Below are 21,705 nucleotides of genomic sequence, written 5' to 3'. Positions count from 1 at the left end.
CGCGGGCTACTAGCAAGCGCCGACTATCGCGCTCCTGGACTACGCTGTGCACAGCGGCTCCGGGACGGAGGAGACACCCATGGCAGCGACGGACCCCGCGCTCACCGCCCTCTCCCAGGGCTGGTGCGCCCTCTCCCTGCTCCACGGCAGGATCGAGGCCCACATCGAGCGCGCCCTGCAGTCGGGGCACGACCTCAGCGTGCGCGAGTATTCCCTGCTCGACGTGCTCAGCAGGCAGCACGACGGAGAAGGCGGTCACTTGCAGATGAAGCAGGTCGCCGACGCCGTCGTGCTCAGCCAGAGCGCCACGACCCGCCTGGTCACACGGCTGGAGGACCGCGGGCTGCTCGAGCGTTACCTGTGCCCCACCGACCGTCGCGGCATCTACACCAACGTCACCGCGAACGGCCTGAAGCTGCTGGACGAGGCACGCCCCACCAACGACGCCGCACTGCGCGAGGCCCTGGACGACGCGGCCCGCAACCCCGAACTGGCGCCGCTGGTCCAGGCCGTGGAGACGCTCAAGAGCCCCGTGCCCGCATAGGGGCTCCCCCGACCGGTCCGGCGGCGCGGCTGCGTAGGGTGCGGGCATGGCAGATCTTGAGAGCCGTCCCGCCACGCTCGACATACGCCCAGCCGCCGAGGCCGACATCGCCGCGATCGTCGCCATGCTCGCCGACGACCCCCTGGGCGCGCGACGCGAGTCCCCGGACGATCTGAGCCCCTACCTGGCCGCCTTCGAACGGCTCGCCGTCGATCCGAACCAGCACCTGGTCGTGGCCGTCCGAGCGGGGCGGGTCGTCGGCACCTTGCAGCTGACGGTCGTTCCCGGCCTCTCCCGGCGCGGCGCGACCCGGTCGATCATCGAGGCGGTGCGCATCCACGCCGAGGAACGCGGCGGCGGACTGGGCACCCTCCTCATCGAGTGGGCGGTGGACGAGTCGCGTCGGCAGGGCTGCCAACTGGTGCAGCTCACCTCGGACAAGTCCCGTACCGACGCGCACCGTTTCTACGAACGGCTCGGCTTCACCGCCTCCCACGCGGGCTTCAAACGGGAGCTGTGACCGACGCTGCGGGCCTGTTTCACGTGAAACAAGGCACCGCTGGACCGTGGGTCACTCCTGGCCGAGACCCCGCCAGCCTTCCGGGTCGACGCCACCGGGCACCGGGTCCGCCGCGTCGTACGGGCGACGGGTGAAGACGAACGAGCCGAGGTCCAGGTGGCTCACCGTGCCGTCGGGACGGCGCACGGCCCGCAGCAGCTCCCCCGCGTAGTAACCCTCCAGCCCTGTCCAGGTACCGTCGCCGTTCGCCCGGAACCGCGAGCGACGACCGCCGCCGGACAGGGGCTCGAGGAGGACTCCGCCACCGGGCGTGAGCCGCAGCACGAAGACCTGGGTCCCCCAGTACCAGGGGCCGGTCAGGGGCAGCTCCGACGTGTCGGCGGCCGGCAGGGGCCGCCACGGCTCCGGAATCCGGGGCTCGGCCTCGGCGACGATCCGGACCAGGTCGGCGCCGACCGCGGACAGCGCGGGACCGGACGTGCAGTTGGCCAGCACCACCGCCGCCACGTCGTCCTCCACCCCGACGGTCAGGTTGGCCAGGAAGCCCGGCAGGGAGCCGGAGTGCCCCGCCAGCAGGCGTCCATGACGACTCATCACCTGCAGCCCCAGCCCGTAGGCGGAGCCGTCCACGAGATCCTGCGCCTCCAGCGGCGCCGCCGGGCACCGCATCTCCGCGACGCTCGCCGCGCCCAGCACCCTGTCGTCGCCCCGCATCAAGAAGACGGCGAACCGGGCCAGGTCGCCGGTGGTGGACCAGAGCTGACCGGCCGCGGCCATGCGTCCGAGGTCCTCGGCCGGCTCGGCCAGCATGACGTCCGCCCACGGGTGCACCGCCCAGCCGCCGGCGTGCGGCGCGCGGGGCCGCACGGTCGTCGCGTCGAGTCCCAGCGGTTCCAGTACCTCTCGCCGCAGCACCTCCTCCCAGGGGGCGCCCCGCAGCTTCTCGACCAGAGCGCCGAGCAGGGCGTAACCGGGGTTCGAGTAGTGGTGCCGGCGCCCCACCGGATGCAGCAGCGGTCGCCCACCGAGGACATCTGCCAGTTCCGGACGCAGTGAGCCGGGCGTGCGCTCCCACCAGGGGGCCGGCGACTCGGCGGCCAGCCCGCCCGAGTGTGCGAGCAGGCCGGCGATCGTGGCCTCACCCACGCCGGTGCCAGGCAGATGCCGCTCCAGCGGGTCGGAGAGGTCCAGCACGCCCTCGTCGCGCAGTCGCAGCACCAGGACCGCGGTGAAGGTCTTGGTGATCGACCCGATCCGGTACTGCACGGACGCGTCGGGGCCGTGTCCGTCGACCGAGGTGCGCGCACCGTGCCACACGGCCCGCCCGTCCCGCACCACCGCGGCGACGAGCGACGGGGCGCGCCCCTCGGCCTGCGCCACCGCGATCCGGTGCAGCAGTGCGCGGCGGGTGGCGGGCAGCAGATCTTCCTGGGAGGTCGTCATGCCGCCAGTCCACCGGACCGCGGACCGCGCGTCGAGCCGATTACCCCGGCCGCCCCACGTGCCCGCGCAGGGTGCGGAAGAAGTCGCGGACGTCGGTGACCAGCAGGTCGGGGGCCTGGAGCGAGGCGAAGTGGCCGCCCCTGGGGAACTCCGACCAGCGAATGATCCGGTGCGACCGTTCCGCGAGGCTCCGCAGGGCACGGTCGCCGGGGAAGACGGCGACCCCGGTGGGGACGCCGGAGGGGGCGGGGCGGCCCCAGCCGTCGGCGGCCATCTCGCGGTAGAGCCGGGCGGCGGAACCGGCGGTCGAGGTGAGCCAGAGGACCGTCACGTCGGTCAGCACGGCGTCCCGGCCGGCGAGTGGCTGGCGGGTGCGGGACGGGTCGTGGTCGACGAACCACTCCAGGTTCCACGCCAGTTGTCCGGCCGGAGAGTCGTTGAGGCCGTAGGCGAGCGTCTGCGGGCGGGTCGCCATCTGGACGGCGTAGCCGGAACGGGCCTGCCACCATGCCCGGTTCTCCCGCGCCCGCGCGCGCTCGGCCTCCGAGAGCAGCGCCTCCTCCTCGTCGTCCGCCGGGGCGGAGGCGTTGACCAGCGCGTTGACGTGAACGCCGAGGACCTGGCCCGGGGCGGTGCGGCCGAGCGCCGCGGAGACCAGGGAGCCGATGTCCCCGCCCTGCGCGCCGTACCGGTCGTAGCCGAGCCGCCGCATCAGTTCGGCCCAGGCGCGGGCGATGCGCTCGACGCCCCAGCCCGTCTCCCGCGTGGGGCCCGAGAAACCGAACCCCGGCAGGGAGGGGACGACGAGATGGAAGGCGTCGGCCGGGTCGGCGCCGTGGGCGCGCGGGTCCGTGAGCGGGCCGACGACGTCCAGGAAGTCGCTGACGGTGCTCGGCCAGCCGTGGGTGAGGATCAAGGGGACGGCGTCCGGCTCCGGCGACCGCACATGCAGGAAGTGCACCCGTTGCCCGTCGACGACGGTGGTGAACTGCGGCACCGCGTTGAGCCGGGCCTCATGCACCCGCCAGTCGTACCCCTCGACCCAGTACGCCACGAGCTCCCTCAGCCAGGGCAGCGCGACGCCGTACTCCCACCCCACCCCGGAGAGCGCGTCCGGCCAGCGGGTCCGGGCGAGACGGTCCCGCAGGTCGTCGATGTCGGCCTGCGGGATGTCGACGACGTAAGGATCGATGTCCACGGTTGCGAGCCCCCTGATGGTCGTCTCTGCGCGGGTGTCCTCAGGTCTGCGCCATGTCCACGAAGCGCGAGTAGTGGCCCTGGAACGCGACCGTGATGGTCGCCGTCGGGCCGTTTCGGTGCTTGGCGACGATCAGGTCCGCCTCACCCGCGCGGGGGGACTCCTTCTCGTAGGCGTCCTCGCGGTGCAACAGGATGACCATGTCGGCGTCCTGCTCGATCGATCCGGACTCGCGCAGGTCGGAGACCATGGGCTTCTTGTCGGTGCGCTGCTCGGGACCGCGGTTCAGCTGGGAGAGCGCGATGACGGGGACTTCCAACTCCTTGGCCAGCAGCTTGAGGTTTCGGGACATGTCGGAGACCTCCTGCTGCCGGCTCTCGGCGCGCTTGGAGCCACCGGACTGCATCAGTTGGAGGTAGTCGATGACGACGAGCTTGAGGTCGTTGCGCTGCTTGAGCCGGCGGCACTTGGCGCGGATCTCCATCATCGACAGGTTCGGGGAGTCGTCGATGTAGAGCGGGGCGGCGGAGACGTCCGGCATCCGGCGGGCCAAGCGGGTCCAGTCGTCGTCCGTCATCGTGCCGGAGCGCATGTGGTGCAGCGCCACGCGGGCCTCGGCGGACAGCAGGCGCATCGCGATCTCGTTGCGCCCCATCTCGAGGGAGAAGATGACACTGGGCAGATTGTTCTTGATGGAGGCGGCCCGGGCGAAGTCCAGCGCGAGCGTCGACTTGCCCATGGCGGGGCGCGCGGCGATGACGATCATCTGACCGGGGTGCAGGCCGTTGGTCAGCGAGTCGAAGTCCGTGAAGCCGGTCGGCACCCCGGTCATCTCGCCGCTGCGCGACCCGATCGCCTCGATCTCGTCGAGCGCGCCCTCCATGATGTCGCCGAGCGGCAGGTAGTCCTCGCTGGTGCGCTGCTCGGTGACGGCGTAGATCTCGGCCTGGGCGCGATTGACGATCTCGTCCACGTCGTCGTCGGCCGCGTACCCCATCTGCGTGATCCGGGTGCCCGCCTCCACCAGGCGGCGCAGGACGGCGCGCTCGTGCACGATCTCCGCGTAGTACGCGGCGTTCGCGGCCGTGGGCACCGTCTGGACGAGGGTGTGCAGATAGGCGGCCCCGCCCACCTTGTTGATCTCACCGCGCTTGGTCAGCTCGGCGGCGATGGTGATGGGGTCGGCCGGCTCGCCCTTGGCGTAGACGTCGAGGACGGCCTGGTAGACCGTCTCGTGAGCGGGCTTGTAGAAGTCGTGGCCCTTGAGGATCTCGACCACGTCGGCGATGGCGTCCTTGGAGAGCAGCATGCCGCCGAGGACCGACTGCTCGGCCTCCAGGTCCTGCGGCGGGACCCGCTCGAAGGACGGCCCGCCACCGTCCCAGGAACCGCTCTCCCGACCCCGCTCGTGCTGCTCCTCACGGCTCCGGCCGGTGTCACCGCGGCGGCGGGAGGCGGGCAGACGATCGCTGGGACCGCTGTCGGCCCACGGGTCGTCCAAGGGCTCGGAAATGCTCACCGAGCCACCTCCTCCCGTCCGCCGAGCGGACCTCGCGGTGCCCCTCATTTCTACGGCACGGCACTGACAAACAGGACACCCAACTCCGGTTCTGACGCGTCGGATTTGTGGCGATTCACAAGTCGGCGGACGGAGCGGGCGCCGGACTACCGTAGGCCCGCGGGCACCGTCAGCCAATCTGGTTATCCACAGGCCATGTGGACGACCGCCCAGATGCTGTGGAGAACTCGCCGAAACCTGTGCACGAGCCGGTGGACAGTCCTGTGAACAAGCCCTCTCCATCCGTCTATTACCCCTACTGAGCTGCGGGTTCGCCGTCCACCGGCTGTGCAGAACAAAAAGTTCGCCGGTCGGGACCGGTTCGCTTCGAACCGTGCACAGACGTGCGCATGCGGAGACGGAAAGTAAGGGTCTGAGCTGCGTTGCATCACTTACCTGTGGACGATTAGATTGAAGCCCATGACACAGGCCCCCGCGAGCACCCGAACCGTTCGGCGACGGCACGACCGTGAGATCGTGGCGCTGGCCGTTCCGGCCTTCGGCGCGCTCGTCGCCGAGCCGCTCTTCGTCATGGCCGACAGCGCCATCGTCGGCCATCTCGGCACGGCCCAGCTCGCCGCCCTCGGCGTCGCCTCCGCCCTGCTGACCACGGCCGTCAGCATCTTCGTCTTCCTCGCCTACGCCACCACGGCGGCCGTCGCCCGACGCGTCGGCGCGGGCGACCTGCCGGCCGCCATCCGCCAAGGCATGGACGGCATCTGGCTGGCCCTCCTGCTCGGTGCCGCCGTCATCGCTCTGGTCCTGCCCTCGGCACCCGCTCTCGCGGACCTCTTCGGCGCCTCGCACACCGCCGCACCGTACGCCGTGACCTATCTGCGGATCTCCGCCCTGGGCATCCCGGCCATGCTGGTCGTCCTGGCCGCGACCGGTGTCCTGCGGGGCCTCCAGGACACCCGGACCCCGCTCTACGTGGCCGTTGCCGGGTTCGTCGCCAACGCCCTGCTCAACGTCGGGCTCGTGTACGGCGCCGGCCTCGGCATCGCGGGTTCGGCCTGGGGAACCGTCGTCGCTCAGTGGGGCATGGCCACGGTGTACCTCGCCGTGGTCGTCCGCGGCGCGCGTCGGCACGGCGCCTCACTGCGCCCCGACGCGGCCGGCATCCGGGCCTCCGCCCGGGCGGGGGCCCCGCTGTTGGTGCGTACGCTCTCACTGCGGGCGATTCTCCTGATCGCCACGGCGGTCGCGGCCCGGCTGGGGGACGCCGACATCGCCGCCCACCAGATCGTCCTGTCCCTGTGGAGCCTGCTGGCCTTCGCCCTCGACGCCATCGCCATCGCCGGGCAGGCCATCATCGGGCGGTACCTGGGCGCCGACGACACCGAGGGCGCTCGTGCGGTGTGCCGCCGGATGGTGACCTGGGGCATCGCCGTCGGCATCGTTCTCGGACTGCTCGTCGTGGTGTCCCGGCCGGCGTTCCTGCCCCTGTTCACCGGCGACTCCGCCGTCCGGGACGCCGCCCTGCCCGCGCTGGTGATCGTGGCGGCCGCTCAGCCGATCTGCGGCGCGGTCTTCGTCCTCGACGGCGTCCTGATGGGCGCCGGGGACGGCCCCTACCTCGCCGGGGCGATGCTGGTCACCCTCGCCGTGTTCGTCCCGGTGGCTCTGCTGGTTCCCGTACTGGGCGGTGGGCTCACCGCGCTGTGGGCGGCGATGACGCTGATGATGGCGACGCGGCTGGCCACCCTGTGGCTGCGGACCCGCTCCGGCCGCTGGGTGGTCACCGGAGCCACCCGCTGACCGATCCCAGCCGACGTTTCACGTGAAACGGGGCCGCACCCCGGCATGGGGTGCGGCCCCGTTCTCACGACTGCCGCTTCAGCGAGAGCGATGCTCAGGCAGCGACGACCTCGATGTTGACCTTGGCGGCAACCTCGGGGTGCAGACGCACGGACGTCTGGTGAGCGCCCAGCGTCTTGATGGGCGAGCCCAGCTCGATGCGGCGCTTGTCGACCTCGGGGCCACCGGAAGCCTTGATCGCCGAGGCGACGTCGGCCGGAGTGACGGAACCGAAGAGACGACCGGCGTCGCCGGAGCGGACGGCCAGGCGGACCTGGACACCCTCGAGCTGGGCCTTCACCTGGTTGGCCTGCTCGATGGTCTGGATCTCGTGGATCTTGCGAGCACGACGGATCTGCTCGACGTCCTTCTCGCCACCCTTGGTCCAGCGGATCGCGAAGTTCCGCGGGATCAGGTAGTTGCGAGCGTAGCCGTCCTTGACGTCGACGACGTCGCCCGCGGCACCGAGGCCGGAGACCTCGTGGGTCAGGATGATCTTCATGAGTCGGTCACCCTTCCCTTATCGCGCGGTGGACGTGTAGGGCAGCAGCGCCATCTCACGGCTGTTCTTGACGGCCGTGGCGACGTCACGCTGGTGCTGCGTGCAGTTGCCGGTCACGCGGCGGGCACGGATCTTGCCGCGGTCGGAAATGAACTTCCGCAGCATGTTCGTGTCCTTGTAGTCCACGTACGTGACCTTGTCCTTGCAGAACGCGCAGACCTTCTTCTTAGGCTTGCGCACAGGCGGCTTCGCCATGGTGTTTCTCCTGTGTGATCAAGAAGTGTGGGTGCGGCCCCGCCTAGAAGGGGGGCTCGTCCGAGTAGCCGCCACCGCCGCCGGAGCCGCCGGACCCGCCGCCCCAGCCGCCGCCACCCTGGTTGCCACCGGCGGGAGCGCCGGTCGCCCAGGGGTCGTCGGAGGGAGCGCCGCCGCCCTGCTGGCCGCCACCGGGGCCGCCGCCCCAGCCGCCGCCCTGCTGGCCGCCACCGCCGCCGTAACCGCCCTGGCCCTGGCCCTGGCCACCGCGACCCGAGGTCTTGGTGACCTTGGCCGTGGCGCTGCGCAGGCTGGCGCCGACCTCGTCGACGTCCAGCTCGTAGACCGTGCGCTTGACGCCCTCACGGTCCTCGTAGGACCGCTGCTTCAGCCGGCCCTGCACGATGACGCGCATGCCTCGCTGGAGCGACTCGGCGACGTTCTCCGCCGCCTGGCGCCAGACCGAGCAGGTCAGAAAGAGGCTCTCGCCGTCCTTCCACTCGTTGGTCTGGCGGTCGAAGGTGCGGGGAGTGGACGCGACACGGAACTTCGCGACGGCCGCACCGGACGGGGTGAAGCGCAGCTCGGGGTCATCGACAAGGTTGCCGACGACCGTGATGACGGTCTCGCCTGCCATGGGGCTACCTCTCGGCGGGTTTGCTGCTGGCTGCTTGTGCTGCTACTCGGAACCCGGGACCGGCTGAGCGGAAGGCTCAGTGGGTCTCGGGACGGAGGACCTTGGTCCGGAGGATCGACTCGTTCAGGTTCATCTGGCGGTCGAGCTCCTTGACGACCGCAGGCTCGGCCTGGAGGTCGATGACCGAGTAGATGCCCTCGGGCTTCTTCTTGATCTCGTACGAGAGACGACGACGGCCCCAGGTGTCGACCTTCTCGACCTTTCCGCCGCCGTCACGGACGACAGAGAGGAAGTTCTCGATCAGCGGGGAGACAGCACGCTCCTCGAGATCGGGGTCGAGGATGACCATCACCTCGTAGTGACGCATGTGGAACCCACCTCCTTTGGACTCAGCGGCCACGGTCGATCCGTGGCAGGAGGGTTGCGATGCGTGGCACCGGCGTCGGTGAGTGAACGCGGACACCAGTGCAGAACGTACAGAGTACCCGGCCGCCGGGCCGGGGTTGAAATCCGCCCGTGAGGGGACACAACCTGTACCCGACCCACCACGGCGGGAGAATACGGACTGCCTGCGGCAGGAGGTTCCCCATGGCACAGATCATGCGACCGGCCAAGCCCCGCACCGGACTGCTCGCGACGGACGGCAAGCGGCACCCGCTCCAGGACACCCTGCTGGCGGTGACGCTGGCGCTCGGCGTTCTCTCCGTGATCACCGCGGGCTTCTCGTGGCTGCATGTCCTGACGTCGTGGGCCGGGCTCGCCGGGGTGCTGACCGGCGGATACGGCCAGTTCATCTCGGAGACGACCCGGGAGCGCTTCGGCCTGATCCTCGGACTCGGCGCATCCGCGATCGGCCTCTACTTCGGCATAGCCCACGGCGGGCTCATCGGCTGAGCGATCGGCCGCCCCCACGCGGGGGCGGCCGGTCCACCCCTACGCCGGTCGGGGCGCTCACAGGGCGCAGTAGGCTTCGCGCGAGAGCCGGAGCCCCTGTACCCATGGGGACACACCAGCCCGAGGAGCGCCCCGAATGAGCCTGACCCTGAGGACCATCAGCCGCGAGCAGCATCTGGCCTACATCCAGAGCCTGCCGGCGGCGAGTCACATGCAGGTGCCGGCCTGGGCGGACGTGAAGGCGGAATGGCGCTCGGAGAACCTCGGCTGGTTCGACGAGCGGACCGGTCAGCTGGTCGGCGTGGGTCTGGTCCTCTACCGGCAGCTGCCCAAGATCAAGCGCTACCTCGCCTACCTCCCCGAGGGCCCGGTCATCAACTGGTACGCGCCGAACCTCCAGGACTGGCTGGAGCCGATGCTGGCGCACCTCAAGCAGCAGGGCGCGTTCTCGGTGAAGATGGGCCCTCCGGTGATCATCCGGCGCTGGGACGCCGTGTCGATCAAGAAGGGCATCCAGGACCCCGACGTCAAGCGGCTGCGGGACATAGAGGCCGACCACATCGAGCCGCGCGCCTTCGAGGTGTCCGACAAGCTCCGCCGGATGGGCTGGCAGCAGGGCGAGGACGGCGGCGCCGGCTTCGGTGACGTGCAGCCCCGCTACGTCTTCCAGGTCCCGCTGGCCAACCGCTCGCTCGAAGAGGTCCACAAGAACTTCAACCAGCTCTGGCGCCGCAACATCAAGAAGGCCGAGAAGGCCGGCGTCGAGGTGGTCCAGGGCGGCTACCACGACCTGGAGGAGTGGCAGCGGCTGTACGAGATCACCGCCGTGCGCGACCGCTTCCGGCCGCGCCCGCTGTCGTACTTCCAGCGCATGTGGGCGGCCCTCAACAACGAGGACCCCAACCGGATGCGGCTGTACTTCGCCCGGCACAACGGGGTGAACCTGTCGGCGGCCACCATGCTGGTCGTCGGCGGGCACGTCTGGTACTCCTACGGCGCCTCCGACAACATCGGCCGCGAGGTCCGCCCCTCGAACGCGATGCAGTGGGCGATGCTGCGCGACGCCTACGCCCTCGGCGCCACCGTCTACGACCTGCGGGGCATCTCCGACTCGCTGGACGAGAGCGACCACCTCTTCGGCCTGATCCAGTTCAAGGTCGGCACCGGCGGGCAGGCGGCCGAGTACCTCGGCGAGTGGGACTTCCCGCTCAACAAGCTGCTCCACAAGGCCCTCGACATCTACATGTCGCGCCGCTGACCGTCCCACCCCCTCATCTGCGACCCACCGCAGCCACCAGAAAGGTTCCAGGTCCGGCCATGGCGCTCACGCTCTACGTCGACACCGCGCGCTGGCGGGCGCATCACAAGCACGTGCAGGAGCAGTTCCCGGGACTCGTGCCGGTCTGCAAGGGCAACGGCTACGGCTTCGGGCACGAACGGCTGGCGGAGGAGGCCACCCGGCTCGGCTCGGACGTCCTGGCCGTCGGCACCACGTACGAGGCCGCCCGGATCAAGGACTTCTTCGGCGGCGACCTGCTGGTGCTGACGCCGTACCGGCGCGGCGAGGAGCCCGTGCCGCTGCCCGACCGGGTGGTGCGCTCGGTGTCCTCGATCGACGGTGTGTACGGCCTCGTGGGTGCCCGCGTCGTCATCGAGGTGATGTCCTCGATGAAGCGGCACGGCATCAGCGAGCAGGACCTGCCGCAGCTGCACGCCGCCATAGAGAACGTCCGGCTGGAGGGCTTCGCCATCCACCTGCCGCTGGACCGCGCCGACGGCTCGGACGCCGTCGAGGAGGTCATCGGCTGGATGGACCGGCTGCGGGCGGCGCGGCTGCCGCTGCACACTATGTTCGTCAGCCACCTCAAGGCCGACGAGCTCGCCCGCCTCCAGCAGCAGTTCCCGCAGACCCGCTTCCGCGCCCGGATCGGCACGCGGCTGTGGCTGGGCGACCACGACGCCACCGAGTACCACGGTGCGGTGCTGGACGTCACGCGCGTCGCCAAGGGGGAGCGCTTCGGCTACCGGCAGCAGAAGGCCGCCTCCGACGGCTTCCTGGTCGTCGTGGCCGGCGGCACGTCCCACGGCGTGGGTCTGGAGGCACCCAAGGCCCTGCACGGCGTCATGCCGCGCGCCAAGGGCGTCGCTCGGGCCGGTCTGGCGACGGTCAACCGGAACCTGTCGCCGTTCGTGTGGGGCGGCAAGCAGCGTTGGTTCGCGGAGCCGCCGCACATGCAGGTGTCGATCCTCTTCGTCCCCGCGGACGCCCCGGAGCCCAAGGTCGGTGACGAGTTGGTGGCCCATCTGCGGCACACCACCACGCAGTTCGACCGGCTCATGGACCGCTGAGCCCGGGCGGGGCGTTCGCTCAGAGCGAATGCTCCGCCGACTGCCCGGTGCCCCAGTGCACTCCGGGACCCTCCGTCTGCGACCTGTGAGACGCGGAGCGGGCCGCCGGGCCCAGCACGAAGACGTCCTCGGCACCGTCGAGTACGCCTCCCGAGGGATCGTCCTCGCCGGTCCGTCGGACCGGATCCCGGTCCGGGAGCAGGATGTCGCGCACCACCATGCCGCAGAAGTAGAGCGTGCCGAGCAGGTGCACGCCGATGGCCCAGTGGTAGCCGTCCGTCGGCAGCCCCTTGTGGGCGTCTCCACTGGTCGTATAGGCGAGGTACATCCAGATGCCCAGGAAGTAGGCCACTTCACAGGCCTGCCAGATCAAGAAGTCCCGCCACTTCGGACGGGCCAGCGCGGCCAGCGGCACCAGCCACAGCACGTACTGCGGCGAGTAGACCTTGTTGGTCAGGATGAACGCCGCCACGATGAGGAACGCGAGCTGGACGAAGCGGGGGCGTCGCGGGGCCATCAGCGCGAGTGCCGCGATGCCGGCACAGCACAGCAGCATCAGGACCTCGGCGAGGGTGTTGACGGTGTCGGTCTCGAGCGGGTCGGCCGAGTTCTGCGCCAGGATCAGCCAGAACGACCCGAAGTCGACGCCTCGCTCCTGGCTGAACGTGTAGAACTTCGACCACCCCTCGAAAGCGAAGAGCATCACCGGCACGTTCACCACGAGCCACGACCCGACCGCTCCGGCCAGGGCCACGCCGTACTCCCGCCAGCGGCCCGCGCGCCAGCACAGCAGGAGCAGCGGGCCCAGGAGCAGGAAGGGATACAGCTTGGCGGCGGTCGCCAGACCCAACAGGACACCGAAGGCCAGCGACCGGCCCCGGGACCACATCAGCAGCGCCGCCGCGGTGAGGGCGCCCGCCAGCAGGTCCCAGTTGACGGTCGCGGTGAGCGCGACGGCCGGCGCAAGGGCGACCAGCAGGCCGTCCCACGGCCGGCGGGCGTGGGTGCGGGTGACGCAGACGGCGATGACGACCGCGCACACCATCAGCAGCCCCGCGTTCGCCATCCAGTACCACTGCTCCTGGTGCTGGAGGGAACCGCTGCCCGGCGTCAGCCAGGAGGCCACCTCCATGAACACGCCGGTCAGCACCGGGTACTCGAGGTACTCCATGTCACCGGGGACCCGGTCGAAGTACGGCACGAGGCCCTCGGCGAACCCTCGCCCCTCATACAGGTGGGGGATGTCCGAGTAGCACGCGTGCGTGTACTGGGAGCTGGCCCCGAAGAACCAGGCGCCGTCGTAGCAGGGCGCCTTCTGGACCAGACCGAGAGCGAACATGCCGATCGCCACCAGGGCGATCACGCGGACCGGGGACCACCAGGAGGTCCCGAGCAGTGCGCGTCGGCCGAGGGGGCCTCCGATCATCTCGCTGCCGGCCGCGGCCACCGCGTCTTCCCGGGTCGGCTGCGCCGATTCCGGCCTGTGCACGCTCGCTGGCGTCGATTCTGCGCTGGGCATGGGGCACATCCTGCCGTACGTCCTCTGGAACACGCCGAGGCCGCCGCGCCCCGAGGGTACGGCGGCCGGTGTTTCACGTGAAACATCCGGCTGTTTCACGTGAAACACCCATCCTGGGCGTTCTGCCCGCCGAAGCGGTGAGCGGTCCTAGCCGTTCGGGCCGGAGATGAAGCCGCCTCCGCCTCTGGTGCCACCCTCGCCTCCGGTGACCGTGGGCGACGGGGTCGGGGAGGGTCCGCCGGCGCCGCCCGGACCATCGCCACCCGGGCCGTTGCCGCCGTTGGCGCCGCCGTCGTCCTCGTCGTCGCAGTTCCACTCGAAGACGCCACAGGTACCGCTCGGCGTGGGCGTCGGAGTGGGCTCGGGCTTGCTGGGCGTCGGGGTCGGCGTCGGGCTCGGGGTCGTCTCCTGGGACTTGGAGGGCGTGGGCGTCGGGCTCGGCGACGGGGGTGGAGTGTCGTGGAGGACCTCGCCGATGGGCTCCGGGGTCGGGAACCTCAGCGCCTTGGTGCCCTTGAGCGCCTGGGACATGTAGTCGTGCCAGATCTCGGCGGGGAAGGACGCGCCGTGGATGGAATCCTGACCGCCCGTCCCGTACATCTTCAGGAACTTCCGGTTCTTGACCCGTTCGTCGTCCTGGAAGCGGAACATCGTGATCGCGGTGGAGAGCTGCGGGGTGTAGCCGATGAACCAGGCCGACTTGTTGCCGTCCGTGGTGCCGGTCTTGCCCGCCACGTCACGGCCCGGCAGCTGGGCGTTCGTACCCGTTCCCTTGTCCACGACCGTCTTCAGGACGTCCGTCACATTGTCCGCGACCTTCGAGGTGAAAGCCCGCTTGTCCTTGACCTCGTGCGTGTAGATCGTGCCCTTCTTGCTCGTCACCTTGGTGACGGAGAAAGGATCGCGCTGCACGCCGCTGGACGCGAAGGTCCCGTACGCCCCGGCCATGCGAATCGCGCTGGGGTCCGAGATGCCGATGGAGAAGGCCGGGAAGGTCGAACCGGACAGGCTGCTCTCCAGCAGGCCCGCCTGCACGGCGGCCTCCTTCACCTTGTCCGTGCCGACGTCCATGCCAAGTTGCACGAAGGCGGTGTTCACCGACTTCCGCATGGCCTCCCGCAAGTCGATCTTGTAATCCGGCGGACTGCCCACGGACTCCTCGCCGTCATTGGGCTGGGGCCACTGCTCACCCTTCTCGTTCATCCAGATCGACCCGTCATAGTCCTTGATCTTGAGCCTGTTCCGGCCGCTGTACAGGCTCTTCGGCGAGACCACCGTACGCTCGTCCTGGGACTGGTCCTTGTCGAGGTCGGGATCGCGCACGCCCCACTTCATCGCTGCCGCCAGCACGAACGGCTTGAACGTGGAACCGACCTGCGCACCGGTCTCATCCGCGTTGTTGCTGAAGTGCTTGGTCGCGTCGGCGCCACCGTAGATGGCCTCGATGGCACCCGTCTCCGGATTGACGGACGCTCCGCCGAACTGGACGTGCGTGTCCAGCTCGGGCCGTTTGTCGGGCTTGATGTTCGCCTTGTAGACCTTGGTGACCGCGCCCTCCAGCTCCTCGACCTTCTTCTTGTCGAAGGTGGTGTAGATCGAGTAGCCGCCCTGGTCGAGCTGGTGCTTGGTCGCCACGTTGTTCTTGAGCAGTGAGGCCTTGGCGAGGTCGACCAGATAGCCGATCTGACCGGACTGCTCCGTGTTGGAACGCGGGTTCTGGACCTTGGGCAGCGCCCGGTACTCGGCGCGCTCCGCCGCGTCCAAGTGCCCGTACTCCACCATCTTGTCGAGCGTGTCCTGCATCTGTCGCTGCGCACGGGCGCTGTTGGCCGTCGAGGTGGCGCTCGGGTCGAGGGAGGTCGCACCCGCGGGGTCGTAGTAGGTGGAGCCCTTGAGCACCGCCGCCAACATGGCGCACTGGCCGGGGTTCAGGTCAACGGCGTCCTTGTTGAAGTAGGCCCGCGCCGCCGCCTGGATGCCGTAGGCCCCGCGGCCGTAGTAGGCGGAGTTCAGATAGCCCTCGAGGATCTCGTCCTTGTCGACCTCGGCACCCACCTTGACGGAGACCAGGATCTCCTTGGCCTTGCGGGTGATCGTCTGCGACTGGTCCTCGAGCATGGCGTTCTTGACGTACTGCTGGGTGATGGTCGAGCCGCCCTGCGTCTCGCCTCCCTTGGCCATGTTGAACACGGCCCGGGCGATGCCCTTGGGGTCGACTCCGTTGTCGGAGTAGAAGGTCTTGTTCTCCTGGGAGATGACCGCGTACCGCATCGCCTTCGGGATCTGTGAGAGCCCGACCGCCTGCCGGTTGCGCTCGCCGCCCGTGGCGATCATCCGAGTGCCGTCGGCCCAGTAGTAGACGTTGTTCTGCGCCTTCGCCATCTTGGCCACATCGGGGACGCCGACCATGGCGTACGCGATGCCGGCGGCGGCCAGCATGCTGCCGAAGAAGCCGAGGCAGACCCCGGAGGTCAGCTTCCAGGACGGTACCCAGCGCTGCCAGCCGTACCGGCCGGCGCGGGGGTAGTCGATCATCCGCCGCTTGCCGGACGACGCGGCACCGCCCTGTCCCGGCCCACCGGGAGCGGCTCGCCGGCCACCGCGGCCCGGCTCGGCCGCCCGGCGGCGACCGCCTCCGTTCCGCTGCGCGGCGCGGCGGGCCTCGGCGCGTCCCGCGTAGGGACGCTCCTCGGCGCCGGAGCCGTACGAGCCGGCGGAAGACCCTGTGGCGCCACGCGGAGCCGCACGGCGGCCGGAGGACGAGCCGCTCTGTCCGCGCCGGGCCGCGGCACGTCCGCCTCCCTGCGGCTGCGGCGGTTTGCGACGGTGCTCGCTCATCGAACGACTACTCCTCGGGCAGGCGCACCCCTGCGCACCTGGAAGCGGCAACTGGTTTCCGGTCCCCCCGACGTACGGACGCGGTCCCCGCCGCATTCACCCGTACTGCACCGGGGACGAGGACGCGCCCCAGGCGTCACGCGGTTCCCGGTGGTCTGCATGGCGCACAGACTACGCACCGGCAAAACACCCGAGCTCCGAAGTTCACCCCAAATCAGGCAACTTACTTCCGATGAATCGCTGATGTGATCCCGTTCACGCTGCCCCCTCTTGTCGCGCGAGGGTGGGCGTTCTATCGTCGGGATGTATCGAGTCGATACATCAGCACGGCATAAGGACGAGAGGAGGAGACGATGAGCCGGCGTTCCGAGATCCTCGAGTTCGCTGTCCTCGGTCTGCTCCGCGAGTCCCCGATGCACGGGTACGAGCTGCGCAAGCGGCTCAACACGTCACTCGGCGTGTTCCGGGCGTTCAGCTACGGAACCCTCTACCCGTGCCTCAAGACGCTGGTCGCGAACGGCTGGTTGATCGAGGAACCGGGCAACGTGGACGAGGCCGCGGCCACCCTCACCGGGCGCCGCGCCAAGATCGTCTACCGGCTGACGGCCGACGGCAAGGAGCACTTCGAGCAGCTCCTGTCGCAGACCGGCCCGGACGCCTACGAGGACGAGACCTTCGCCGCCCGCTTCGCCTTCTTCGGGCAGACGTCGCGGGACGTGCGCATGCGCGTGCTCGAGGGGCGGCGCAGCCGGCTGGAGGAGCGCCTGGAGAAGATGCGGACTTCACTGACCCGCACCCGGGAGCGCCTCGACGACTACACGCTCGAGCTCCAGCGCCACGGCATGGAGTCCGTGGAGCGCGAAGTGCGCTGGCTGAACGAGCTCATCGAGAGCGAGCGGGCGGGGCGGGACCTACGGGGTTCCGCCGCCGAGGGGACCGCTCAGCAGGACACCACACAGGGAGCGACGGGCGGCCTGCCCCGGCCCGGGGGCGACCCCCGGCCGGATACGCCCGGCGACACCGCCACGTGAGCGCCCAGTCAGGGCCTCACTCGTACACACAGGGAGCAACCGGAATGGGTTCGGTTCGCGTAGCCATCGTCGGCGTGGGCAACTGCGCGGCATCGCTGGTGCAGGGCGTCGAGTACTACAAGGACGCCGATGCCGCGTCCAAGGTCCCGGGCCTGATGCACGTCCAGTTCGGGGACTACCACGTCCGCGACATCGAGTTCGTCGCCGCCTTCGACGTGGACGCCAAGAAGGTCGGCCTGGACCTCGCGGACGCCATCGGCGCCTCCGAGAACAACACCATCAAGATCTGCGACGTGCCCAACAGCGGCGTCCAGGTCCAGCGCGGCCACACCCTCGACGGCCTGGGCAAGTACTACCGCCTGACCATCGAGGAGTCCGCCGAGGAGCCGGTCGACATCGTCCAGGTCCTCAAGGACAAGCAGGTCGACGTCCTGGTCTGCTACCTGCCCGTCGGCTCCGAGGACGCGGCGAAGTACTACGCCCAGTGCGCCATCGACGCCAAGGTCGCCTTCGTCAACGCCCTCCCGGTCTTCATCGCCGGCACCAAGGAGTGGGCGGACAAGTTCACCGAGGCCGGTGTGCCGATCGTCGGTGACGACATCAAGTCGCAGGTTGGCGCCACCATCACGCACCGCGTCATGGCGAAGCTGTTCGAGGACCGGGGCGTCATCCTGGACCGCACGATGCAGCTGAACGTCGGCGGCAACATGGACTTCAAGAACATGCTCGAGCGCGACCGTCTCGAGTCGAAGAAGATCTCCAAGACGCAGGCCGTCACCTCCCAGATCCCCGACCGGGATCTCGGCGAGAACAACGTCCACATCGGCCCGTCCGACTACGTCGCCTGGCTGGACGACCGCAAGTGGGCGTACGTCCGCCTCGAGGGCCGCGCGTTCGGCGACGTGCCGCTGAACCTGGAGTACAAGCTGGAGGTCTGGGACTCCCCGAACTCCGCCGGTGTCATCATCGACGCCGTGCGCGCCGCGAAGATCGCCAAGGACCGCGGCATCGGCGGCCCGATCCTGTCGGCGTCGAGCTACTTCATGAAGTCCCCGCCGGTCCAATACTTCGACGACCAGGCCCGCGAGAACGTCGAGAAGTTCATCAAGGGCGAGGTCGAGCGCTGAGCGCCTCGGGCTGAACTCCGCTGACGGTCCCTGGGTCGCACGACCCGGGGACCTCGGCGTATGTGAGGCTGGGCCCCATGGCCGTCGTCCGTGATCTTCGGGAGCTGCTGCGCCTGAAGGGGTTCCGGCGCCTGCTCGCCGTGCGCCTGCTCTCCCAGGGCGCCGACGGCGTCTACCAGATCGCGCTCGCCACGTACGTCGTCTTCTCGCCGGAGAAGCAGACCTCGGCCGGCGCGGTGGCCTCCGCCATGGCGGTCCTGCTGCTTCCCTACTCCCTGGTCGGACCCTTCGCCGGCGTCCTCCTCGACCGCTGGCGCCGTCGGCAGGTCCTCCTCCACGGCAATCTCCTGCGCGCCCTGCTGGCGTCGGGCACGGCCCTGCTGATGATCGCGGCCGTCCCGGACTGGCTGTTCTACGCGTCCGCCCTGTGCGTCACCGCCGTCAACCGGTTCGTCCTGTCGGGCCTGTCCGCCGCGCTGCCCCGCGTGGTCGACGCCGACCGGCTGGTGATCGCCAACTCCCTGTCTCCGACGGCCGGCACCCTGGCCGCGACGGCGGGCGGCGGCCTCGCCTTCGTCGTGCGCCTTCTGGGCGCGGACTCCGACGCCGCCGTGGTGCTGCTGGGCGCCGCGCTGTACTTGTGCGGGGCCCTCGCCGCCCTGCGCATCCCGCCCGAGCAACTCGGTCCCGACCGCTCGCACCTGCGGCCGCGGCTGGCCTCGGCCCTGGCCGGTGCCGCCCGCGACCTGATGGCGGGGGTGCGTCACCTCGCGGCGCCCGCCCGGCGGGACGCGGCCCGATCGCTGGCCGGCATGACGCTGATGCGGTTCTGCTACGGCGCGCTGCTGGTGATGCTGCTGATGCTCTGCCGGTACGCCCTGACGTCGGACACCGACGCCGGCCTCGCGCTCCTCGGCCTGGCGCTGGGCGTCTCCGGCGCCGGGTTCTTCGCGGCAGCGCTGCTCACGCCCTGGGCCGTGGGCCGGCTGGGGCCGGGGCGCTGGATGGCCGGGTGCTCGGCGACGGCCGCGGTGCTGGTTCCGGCGCTGGGACTGCCGTTCGCCACCGGGCCGCTGCTCGCGGCGGCGTTCGTGCTCGGGCTGACCACGCAGGGGGCGAAGATCGCCACCGACACGGTCGTGCAGTCCTCGGTGGATGACGCCTTCCGCGGCCGGATCTTCTCCGTCTACGACGTGCTGTTCAACGCCGCCTTCGTCGGTGCCGCGGGGGTGGCCGCGGCGATGCTGCCGCCGGACGGCCGGTCGGTAACGCTGATCGTGACAGTCGCGGCCGTCTACGGCGCGGTTGCGGCGGCTATGGCCCGGTTTCCCCGCCAGTAAGTGTCACATCAGGGCCACAGAGTCCCGACGGATTACGGAGATGTCATCGGGGCCCGGTAGCTTACGTGCGTCTTACTCGCGGGCATGTCCGCGACACGCACCCATGTTTGAGGGGGACCCCCAAGTGACCACTCCGCCGCCACAGGGCAATCCGTTCGCTCCGGGCCAGCCGCAGGCCCCGCAGCAGCCGCACGGACAGAACCCCTACGCCCAGGGCCAGCCGGGCTTCCCCCAGCAGGCGGGGTACCCCCAGCAGCCCGGCCAGCCCGGCTTCCCCCCGCAAGGCGTGCCGTACGCCCCGGTCCCGCCGCAGCCGGCCGGCCGCAAGGTGAGCTTCAAGACGATCAAGAACATCGTGGTCGCGGTGATCGTCGTGAGTGTGGCGATCGGCGGCTACATCGCCAGCCGTGACGACGCCGACACCGCCAAGGTCGGTGACTGCATGCACCGCGGCAGCAGCAGCGACACCGACCCGGACCTCGAGGTTGTCGACTGCGGCGACTCGGGGGCACAGTTCAAGGTGCAAGCCAAGATCGAGGGCACTTACCTGGGCGAAACGCTGGCCTCGCAGCAGTGTCAGAGCCGGACGAAGGACTTCGACTTCTTCTATACCCAGAGCGGCGACGGCAAGGACTTCCTGCTGTGCCTGGCGGACATGCAAAAGTAGCTCTTCATGACGGAGGGGCATGTTTCACGTGAAACATGCCCCTCCGTCCTCTGTGTCAGCCCTCTTGGCCGGCCCACCATTCCTTGAGCGCGGTCACCGCCGCGTCGTGCTCCATCGGCCCGTTCTCCAGGCGCAGCTCCAGCAGGTGCTTGTACGCCTGGCCGATGGCCGGGCCCGGGCCCACGCCGAGGATCTCCATGATCTGGTTGCCGTCGAGGTCCGGGCGGATCGCGTCCAGCTCCTCCTGCTCCTGGAGCGTCGCGATCCGCTCCTCGAGCCCGTCATAGGCCCGCGACAGCGCGGAGGCCTTGCGCTTGTTGCGGGTGGTGCAGTCCGAGCGGGTCAGCTTGTGCAGCCGGTCGAGCAGCGGCCCCGCGTCCCGGACGTACCGGCGGACCGCGGAGTCCGTCCACTCGCCCGTGCCGTACCCGTGGAAGCGCAGGTGCAGCTCGACCAGGCGCGAGACGTCCTTCACCAGGTCGTTGGAGTATTTGAGCGCCGTCATGCGCTTCTTGGTCATCTTGGCGCCCACCACCTCGTGGTGGTGGAACGAGACCCGCCCGTCCGTCTCGAAGCGCCGGGTGCGCGGCTTGCCGATGTCGTGCAGCAGGGCGGCCAGGCGGAGGGTCAGGTCGGGGCCCTCACTCTCCAGGGCCATGGCCTGCTCCAGCACGATCAGCGTGTGGTCGTAGACGTCCTTGTGCCGGTGGTGCTCGTCACGCTCCAGGCGCAGGGCGGGCAGCTCGGGCAGCACGTGCTCGGCGAGGCCGGTGTCGACCAGCAGGGCCAGCCCCTTGCGGGGGTGAGCGGAGAGGATCAGCTTGTTCAGCTCGTCCCTGACCCGCTCGGCCGACACGATCTCGATGCGCCCGGCCATGTCCTTCATCGCGGCGACGACCTCGGGGGCCACCTCGAAGTCCAGCTGGGCGGCGAAACGCGCGGCCCGCAGCATCCGCAGCGGATCGTCCGAGAAGGACGCCTCCGGGGTCCCCGGCGTGCGCAGCACCCGGGCCGCGAGGTCGTCGAGCCCGTGGTGCGGGTCGATGAACTCCTTCGCCGGGAGGGCGACCGCCATGGCGTTGACGGTGAAGTCCCGGCGGACGAGGTCGTCCTCGATGGAGTCGCCGTACGACACCTCCGGCTTGCGCGAGGTGCGGTCGTAGGCCTCCGACCGGTAGGTGGTGACCTCGATCTGGAAGCCGTCCTTCTGGGCCCCGACCGTGCCGAAGGCGATCCCGACCTCCCAGACGGCGTCCGCCCAGGGCCGCACGATCTTCAGCACGTCCTGCGGGCGGGCGTCCGTCGTGAAGTCCAGGTCGTTCCCGAGCCGGCCGAGCAGCGCGTCCCGCACCGAGCCGCCGACCAGGGCGAGGGCGAACCCGGCCTCCTGGAACCGGCGGGCAAGGTCGTCGGCGACGGGAGCGACCCGCAGCGCTTCGCTCATGGGGCGTCGGTCGTTGTCATCGTTGGCGTTCGGCACAACAGG

General features: G+C 70.0%; 20 protein-coding genes. 10 read left to right on the top strand and 10 right to left on the bottom strand.

Annotated features, from left to right (window positions below; genetic code table 11):
• Positions 1-79: 79 nt before the first annotated feature.
• Positions 80-544, top strand: coding sequence for a MarR family transcriptional regulator (locus ACGFZL_RS05100; RefSeq protein WP_355168268.1), 465 nt, complete (start codon positions 80-82; stop codon positions 542-544).
• Positions 545-590: 46 nt separating this feature from the next.
• Entirely contained in the window at positions 591-1,064 is a 474-nt protein-coding gene (locus tag ACGFZL_RS05095) for a GNAT family N-acetyltransferase (protein ID WP_393689330.1), read from the top strand.
• 51 nt (positions 1,065-1,115) lie between these two features.
• On the opposite strand, the gene ACGFZL_RS05090 is transcribed toward ACGFZL_RS05095, so the two are convergent.
• The 3 genes from ACGFZL_RS05090 to dnaB are packed head-to-tail and all read right to left on the bottom strand — an operon-like array spanning position 1,116 to position 5,224.
• Positions 1,116-2,507 carry a serine hydrolase domain-containing protein gene (locus ACGFZL_RS05090; RefSeq protein ID WP_393689328.1) on the bottom strand — a complete coding sequence of 464 codons (1,392 nt, stop codon included), beginning with the start codon at positions 2,505-2,507 and terminating at the stop codon, positions 1,116-1,118.
• A 40-nt stretch (positions 2,508-2,547) separates the two neighbouring features.
• Positions 2,548-3,705, bottom strand: a complete 1,158-nt coding sequence (locus tag ACGFZL_RS05085; protein WP_393689326.1) for an epoxide hydrolase family protein — start codon at positions 3,703-3,705, stop codon at positions 2,548-2,550.
• Between the two features lie 40 nt (positions 3,706-3,745).
• A complete protein-coding gene (gene dnaB / locus ACGFZL_RS05080) occupies positions 3,746-5,224 on the bottom strand; it encodes a replicative DNA helicase (RefSeq protein ID WP_355168260.1) in 1,479 nt (492 codons plus the stop codon).
• A gap of 459 nt (positions 5,225-5,683) precedes the next feature.
• On the opposite strand from dnaB, the gene ACGFZL_RS05075 reads away from it, so the two are divergent.
• Positions 5,684-7,021 (top strand): MATE family efflux transporter, encoded by a 1,338-nt coding sequence (locus tag ACGFZL_RS05075; protein WP_393689324.1) that lies wholly within the window; start codon positions 5,684-5,686, stop codon positions 7,019-7,021.
• Positions 7,022-7,115: 94 nt separating this feature from the next.
• Here the strand turns inward: ACGFZL_RS05075 and rplI are convergent, their stop codons facing one another.
• From rplI to rpsF, 4 genes are all read right to left on the bottom strand, one after another.
• On the bottom strand, positions 7,116-7,562 hold the full coding sequence (rplI, locus tag ACGFZL_RS05070; RefSeq protein ID WP_355168256.1) for a 50S ribosomal protein L9: 447 nt from the start codon (positions 7,560-7,562) through the stop codon (positions 7,116-7,118).
• 18 nt (positions 7,563-7,580) lie between these two features.
• Positions 7,581-7,817, bottom strand: a complete 237-nt coding sequence (rpsR, locus tag ACGFZL_RS05065) for a 30S ribosomal protein S18 (RefSeq protein WP_003949403.1) — start codon at positions 7,815-7,817, stop codon at positions 7,581-7,583.
• 43 nt (positions 7,818-7,860) lie between these two features.
• Positions 7,861-8,454 carry a single-stranded DNA-binding protein gene (locus ACGFZL_RS05060; RefSeq protein WP_393689321.1) on the bottom strand — a complete coding sequence of 198 codons (594 nt, stop codon included), beginning with the start codon at positions 8,452-8,454 and terminating at the stop codon, positions 7,861-7,863.
• A 76-nt stretch (positions 8,455-8,530) separates the two neighbouring features.
• A complete protein-coding gene (rpsF, locus tag ACGFZL_RS05055; protein WP_355168252.1) occupies positions 8,531-8,821 on the bottom strand; it encodes a 30S ribosomal protein S6 in 291 nt (96 codons plus the stop codon).
• A 221-nt stretch (positions 8,822-9,042) separates the two neighbouring features.
• On the opposite strand from rpsF, the gene ACGFZL_RS05050 reads away from it, so the two are divergent.
• The 3 genes from ACGFZL_RS05050 to ACGFZL_RS05040 all read left to right on the top strand — a co-directional run bounded on the left by ACGFZL_RS05050 (position 9,043) and on the right by ACGFZL_RS05040 (position 11,697).
• Positions 9,043-9,348, top strand: a complete 306-nt coding sequence (locus ACGFZL_RS05050; RefSeq protein ID WP_355168250.1) for a hypothetical protein — start codon at positions 9,043-9,045, stop codon at positions 9,346-9,348.
• Positions 9,349-9,484: 136 nt separating this feature from the next.
• The gene (gene femX, locus ACGFZL_RS05045) at positions 9,485-10,606 is read left to right on the top strand and encodes a peptidoglycan bridge formation glycyltransferase FemX (protein ID WP_393689318.1); all 1,122 of its coding nucleotides are present in this window, start codon (positions 9,485-9,487) and stop codon (positions 10,604-10,606) included.
• 59 nt (positions 10,607-10,665) lie between these two features.
• A complete protein-coding gene (locus tag ACGFZL_RS05040) occupies positions 10,666-11,697 on the top strand; it encodes an alanine racemase (protein ID WP_355168246.1) in 1,032 nt (343 codons plus the stop codon).
• A 19-nt stretch (positions 11,698-11,716) separates the two neighbouring features.
• Here ACGFZL_RS05040 and ACGFZL_RS05035 read toward each other — a convergent pair whose 3' ends face one another.
• On the bottom strand, positions 11,717-13,225 hold the full coding sequence (locus ACGFZL_RS05035; RefSeq protein ID WP_355168244.1) for a glycosyltransferase 87 family protein: 1,509 nt from the start codon (positions 13,223-13,225) through the stop codon (positions 11,717-11,719).
• Positions 13,226-13,363: 138 nt separating this feature from the next.
• Positions 13,364-16,054 carry a transglycosylase domain-containing protein gene (locus tag ACGFZL_RS05030; protein ID WP_393689314.1) on the bottom strand — a complete coding sequence of 897 codons (2,691 nt, stop codon included), beginning with the start codon at positions 16,052-16,054 and terminating at the stop codon, positions 13,364-13,366.
• Positions 16,055-16,407: 353 nt separating this feature from the next.
• Here ACGFZL_RS05030 and ACGFZL_RS05025 point away from each other — a divergent pair, with 353 nt between their 5' ends.
• The 4 genes from ACGFZL_RS05025 to ACGFZL_RS05010 all read left to right on the top strand — a co-directional run bounded on the left by ACGFZL_RS05025 (position 16,408) and on the right by ACGFZL_RS05010 (position 20,219).
• Entirely contained in the window at positions 16,408-17,085 is a 678-nt protein-coding gene (locus tag ACGFZL_RS05025) for a PadR family transcriptional regulator (RefSeq protein ID WP_355168240.1), read from the top strand.
• Between the two features lie 44 nt (positions 17,086-17,129).
• Entirely contained in the window at positions 17,130-18,212 is a 1,083-nt protein-coding gene (locus tag ACGFZL_RS05020; protein ID WP_355168238.1) for an inositol-3-phosphate synthase, read from the top strand.
• A gap of 77 nt (positions 18,213-18,289) precedes the next feature.
• Positions 18,290-19,552: an MFS transporter gene (locus ACGFZL_RS05015; protein ID WP_393689311.1), complete on the top strand. Its 1,263-nt coding sequence runs from the start codon at positions 18,290-18,292 to the stop codon at positions 19,550-19,552.
• A 124-nt stretch (positions 19,553-19,676) separates the two neighbouring features.
• The gene (locus tag ACGFZL_RS05010; RefSeq protein WP_355168234.1) at positions 19,677-20,219 is read left to right on the top strand and encodes a hypothetical protein; all 543 of its coding nucleotides are present in this window, start codon (positions 19,677-19,679) and stop codon (positions 20,217-20,219) included.
• A gap of 55 nt (positions 20,220-20,274) precedes the next feature.
• On the opposite strand, the gene ACGFZL_RS05005 is transcribed toward ACGFZL_RS05010, so the two are convergent.
• Positions 20,275-21,699, bottom strand: coding sequence for a CCA tRNA nucleotidyltransferase (locus tag ACGFZL_RS05005; RefSeq protein WP_407078446.1), 1,425 nt, complete (start codon positions 21,697-21,699; stop codon positions 20,275-20,277).
• Between the last annotated feature and the right edge of the window lie 6 nt (positions 21,700-21,705).

Origin of the sequence: Streptomyces sp. NPDC048182, from assembly GCF_043202555.1 — a bacterium.
GTDB lineage: Bacteria > Actinomycetota > Actinomycetes > Streptomycetales > Streptomycetaceae > Streptomyces.
This window is presented reverse-complemented; position numbering and strand designations above follow the sequence as displayed.

What these genes read in the sequence shown, in the direction of transcription:
- ACGFZL_RS05090 (WP_393689328.1), bottom strand. Translation starts at nt 2,507, where the DNA reads ATGACGACCTCCCAGGAAGATCTGCTGCCCGCCACCCGCCGCGCACTG.
- ACGFZL_RS05030 (WP_393689314.1), bottom strand. Translation starts at nt 16,054, where the DNA reads ATGAGCGAGCACCGTCGCAAACCGCCGCAGCCGCAGGGAGGCGGACGT.
- ACGFZL_RS05040 (WP_355168246.1), top strand. Translation starts at nt 10,666, where the DNA reads ATGGCGCTCACGCTCTACGTCGACACCGCGCGCTGGCGGGCGCATCAC.
- rplI (WP_355168256.1), bottom strand. Translation starts at nt 7,562, where the DNA reads ATGAAGATCATCCTGACCCACGAGGTCTCCGGCCTCGGTGCCGCGGGC.
- ACGFZL_RS05035 (WP_355168244.1), bottom strand. Translation starts at nt 13,225, where the DNA reads ATGTGCCCCATGCCCAGCGCAGAATCGACGCCAGCGAGCGTGCACAGG.
- ACGFZL_RS05075 (WP_393689324.1), top strand. Translation starts at nt 5,684, where the DNA reads ATGACACAGGCCCCCGCGAGCACCCGAACCGTTCGGCGACGGCACGAC.
- ACGFZL_RS05060 (WP_393689321.1), bottom strand. Translation starts at nt 8,454, where the DNA reads ATGGCAGGCGAGACCGTCATCACGGTCGTCGGCAACCTTGTCGATGAC.
- ACGFZL_RS05015 (WP_393689311.1), top strand. Translation starts at nt 18,290, where the DNA reads ATGGCCGTCGTCCGTGATCTTCGGGAGCTGCTGCGCCTGAAGGGGTTC.
- ACGFZL_RS05020 (WP_355168238.1), top strand. Translation starts at nt 17,130, where the DNA reads ATGGGTTCGGTTCGCGTAGCCATCGTCGGCGTGGGCAACTGCGCGGCA.
- rpsF (WP_355168252.1), bottom strand. Translation starts at nt 8,821, where the DNA reads ATGCGTCACTACGAGGTGATGGTCATCCTCGACCCCGATCTCGAGGAG.
- ACGFZL_RS05025 (WP_355168240.1), top strand. Translation starts at nt 16,408, where the DNA reads ATGAGCCGGCGTTCCGAGATCCTCGAGTTCGCTGTCCTCGGTCTGCTC.
- ACGFZL_RS05095 (WP_393689330.1), top strand. Translation starts at nt 591, where the DNA reads ATGGCAGATCTTGAGAGCCGTCCCGCCACGCTCGACATACGCCCAGCC.
- femX (WP_393689318.1), top strand. Translation starts at nt 9,485, where the DNA reads ATGAGCCTGACCCTGAGGACCATCAGCCGCGAGCAGCATCTGGCCTAC.
- ACGFZL_RS05100 (WP_355168268.1), top strand. Translation starts at nt 80, where the DNA reads ATGGCAGCGACGGACCCCGCGCTCACCGCCCTCTCCCAGGGCTGGTGC.
- rpsR (WP_003949403.1), bottom strand. Translation starts at nt 7,817, where the DNA reads ATGGCGAAGCCGCCTGTGCGCAAGCCTAAGAAGAAGGTCTGCGCGTTC.
- ACGFZL_RS05050 (WP_355168250.1), top strand. Translation starts at nt 9,043, where the DNA reads ATGGCACAGATCATGCGACCGGCCAAGCCCCGCACCGGACTGCTCGCG.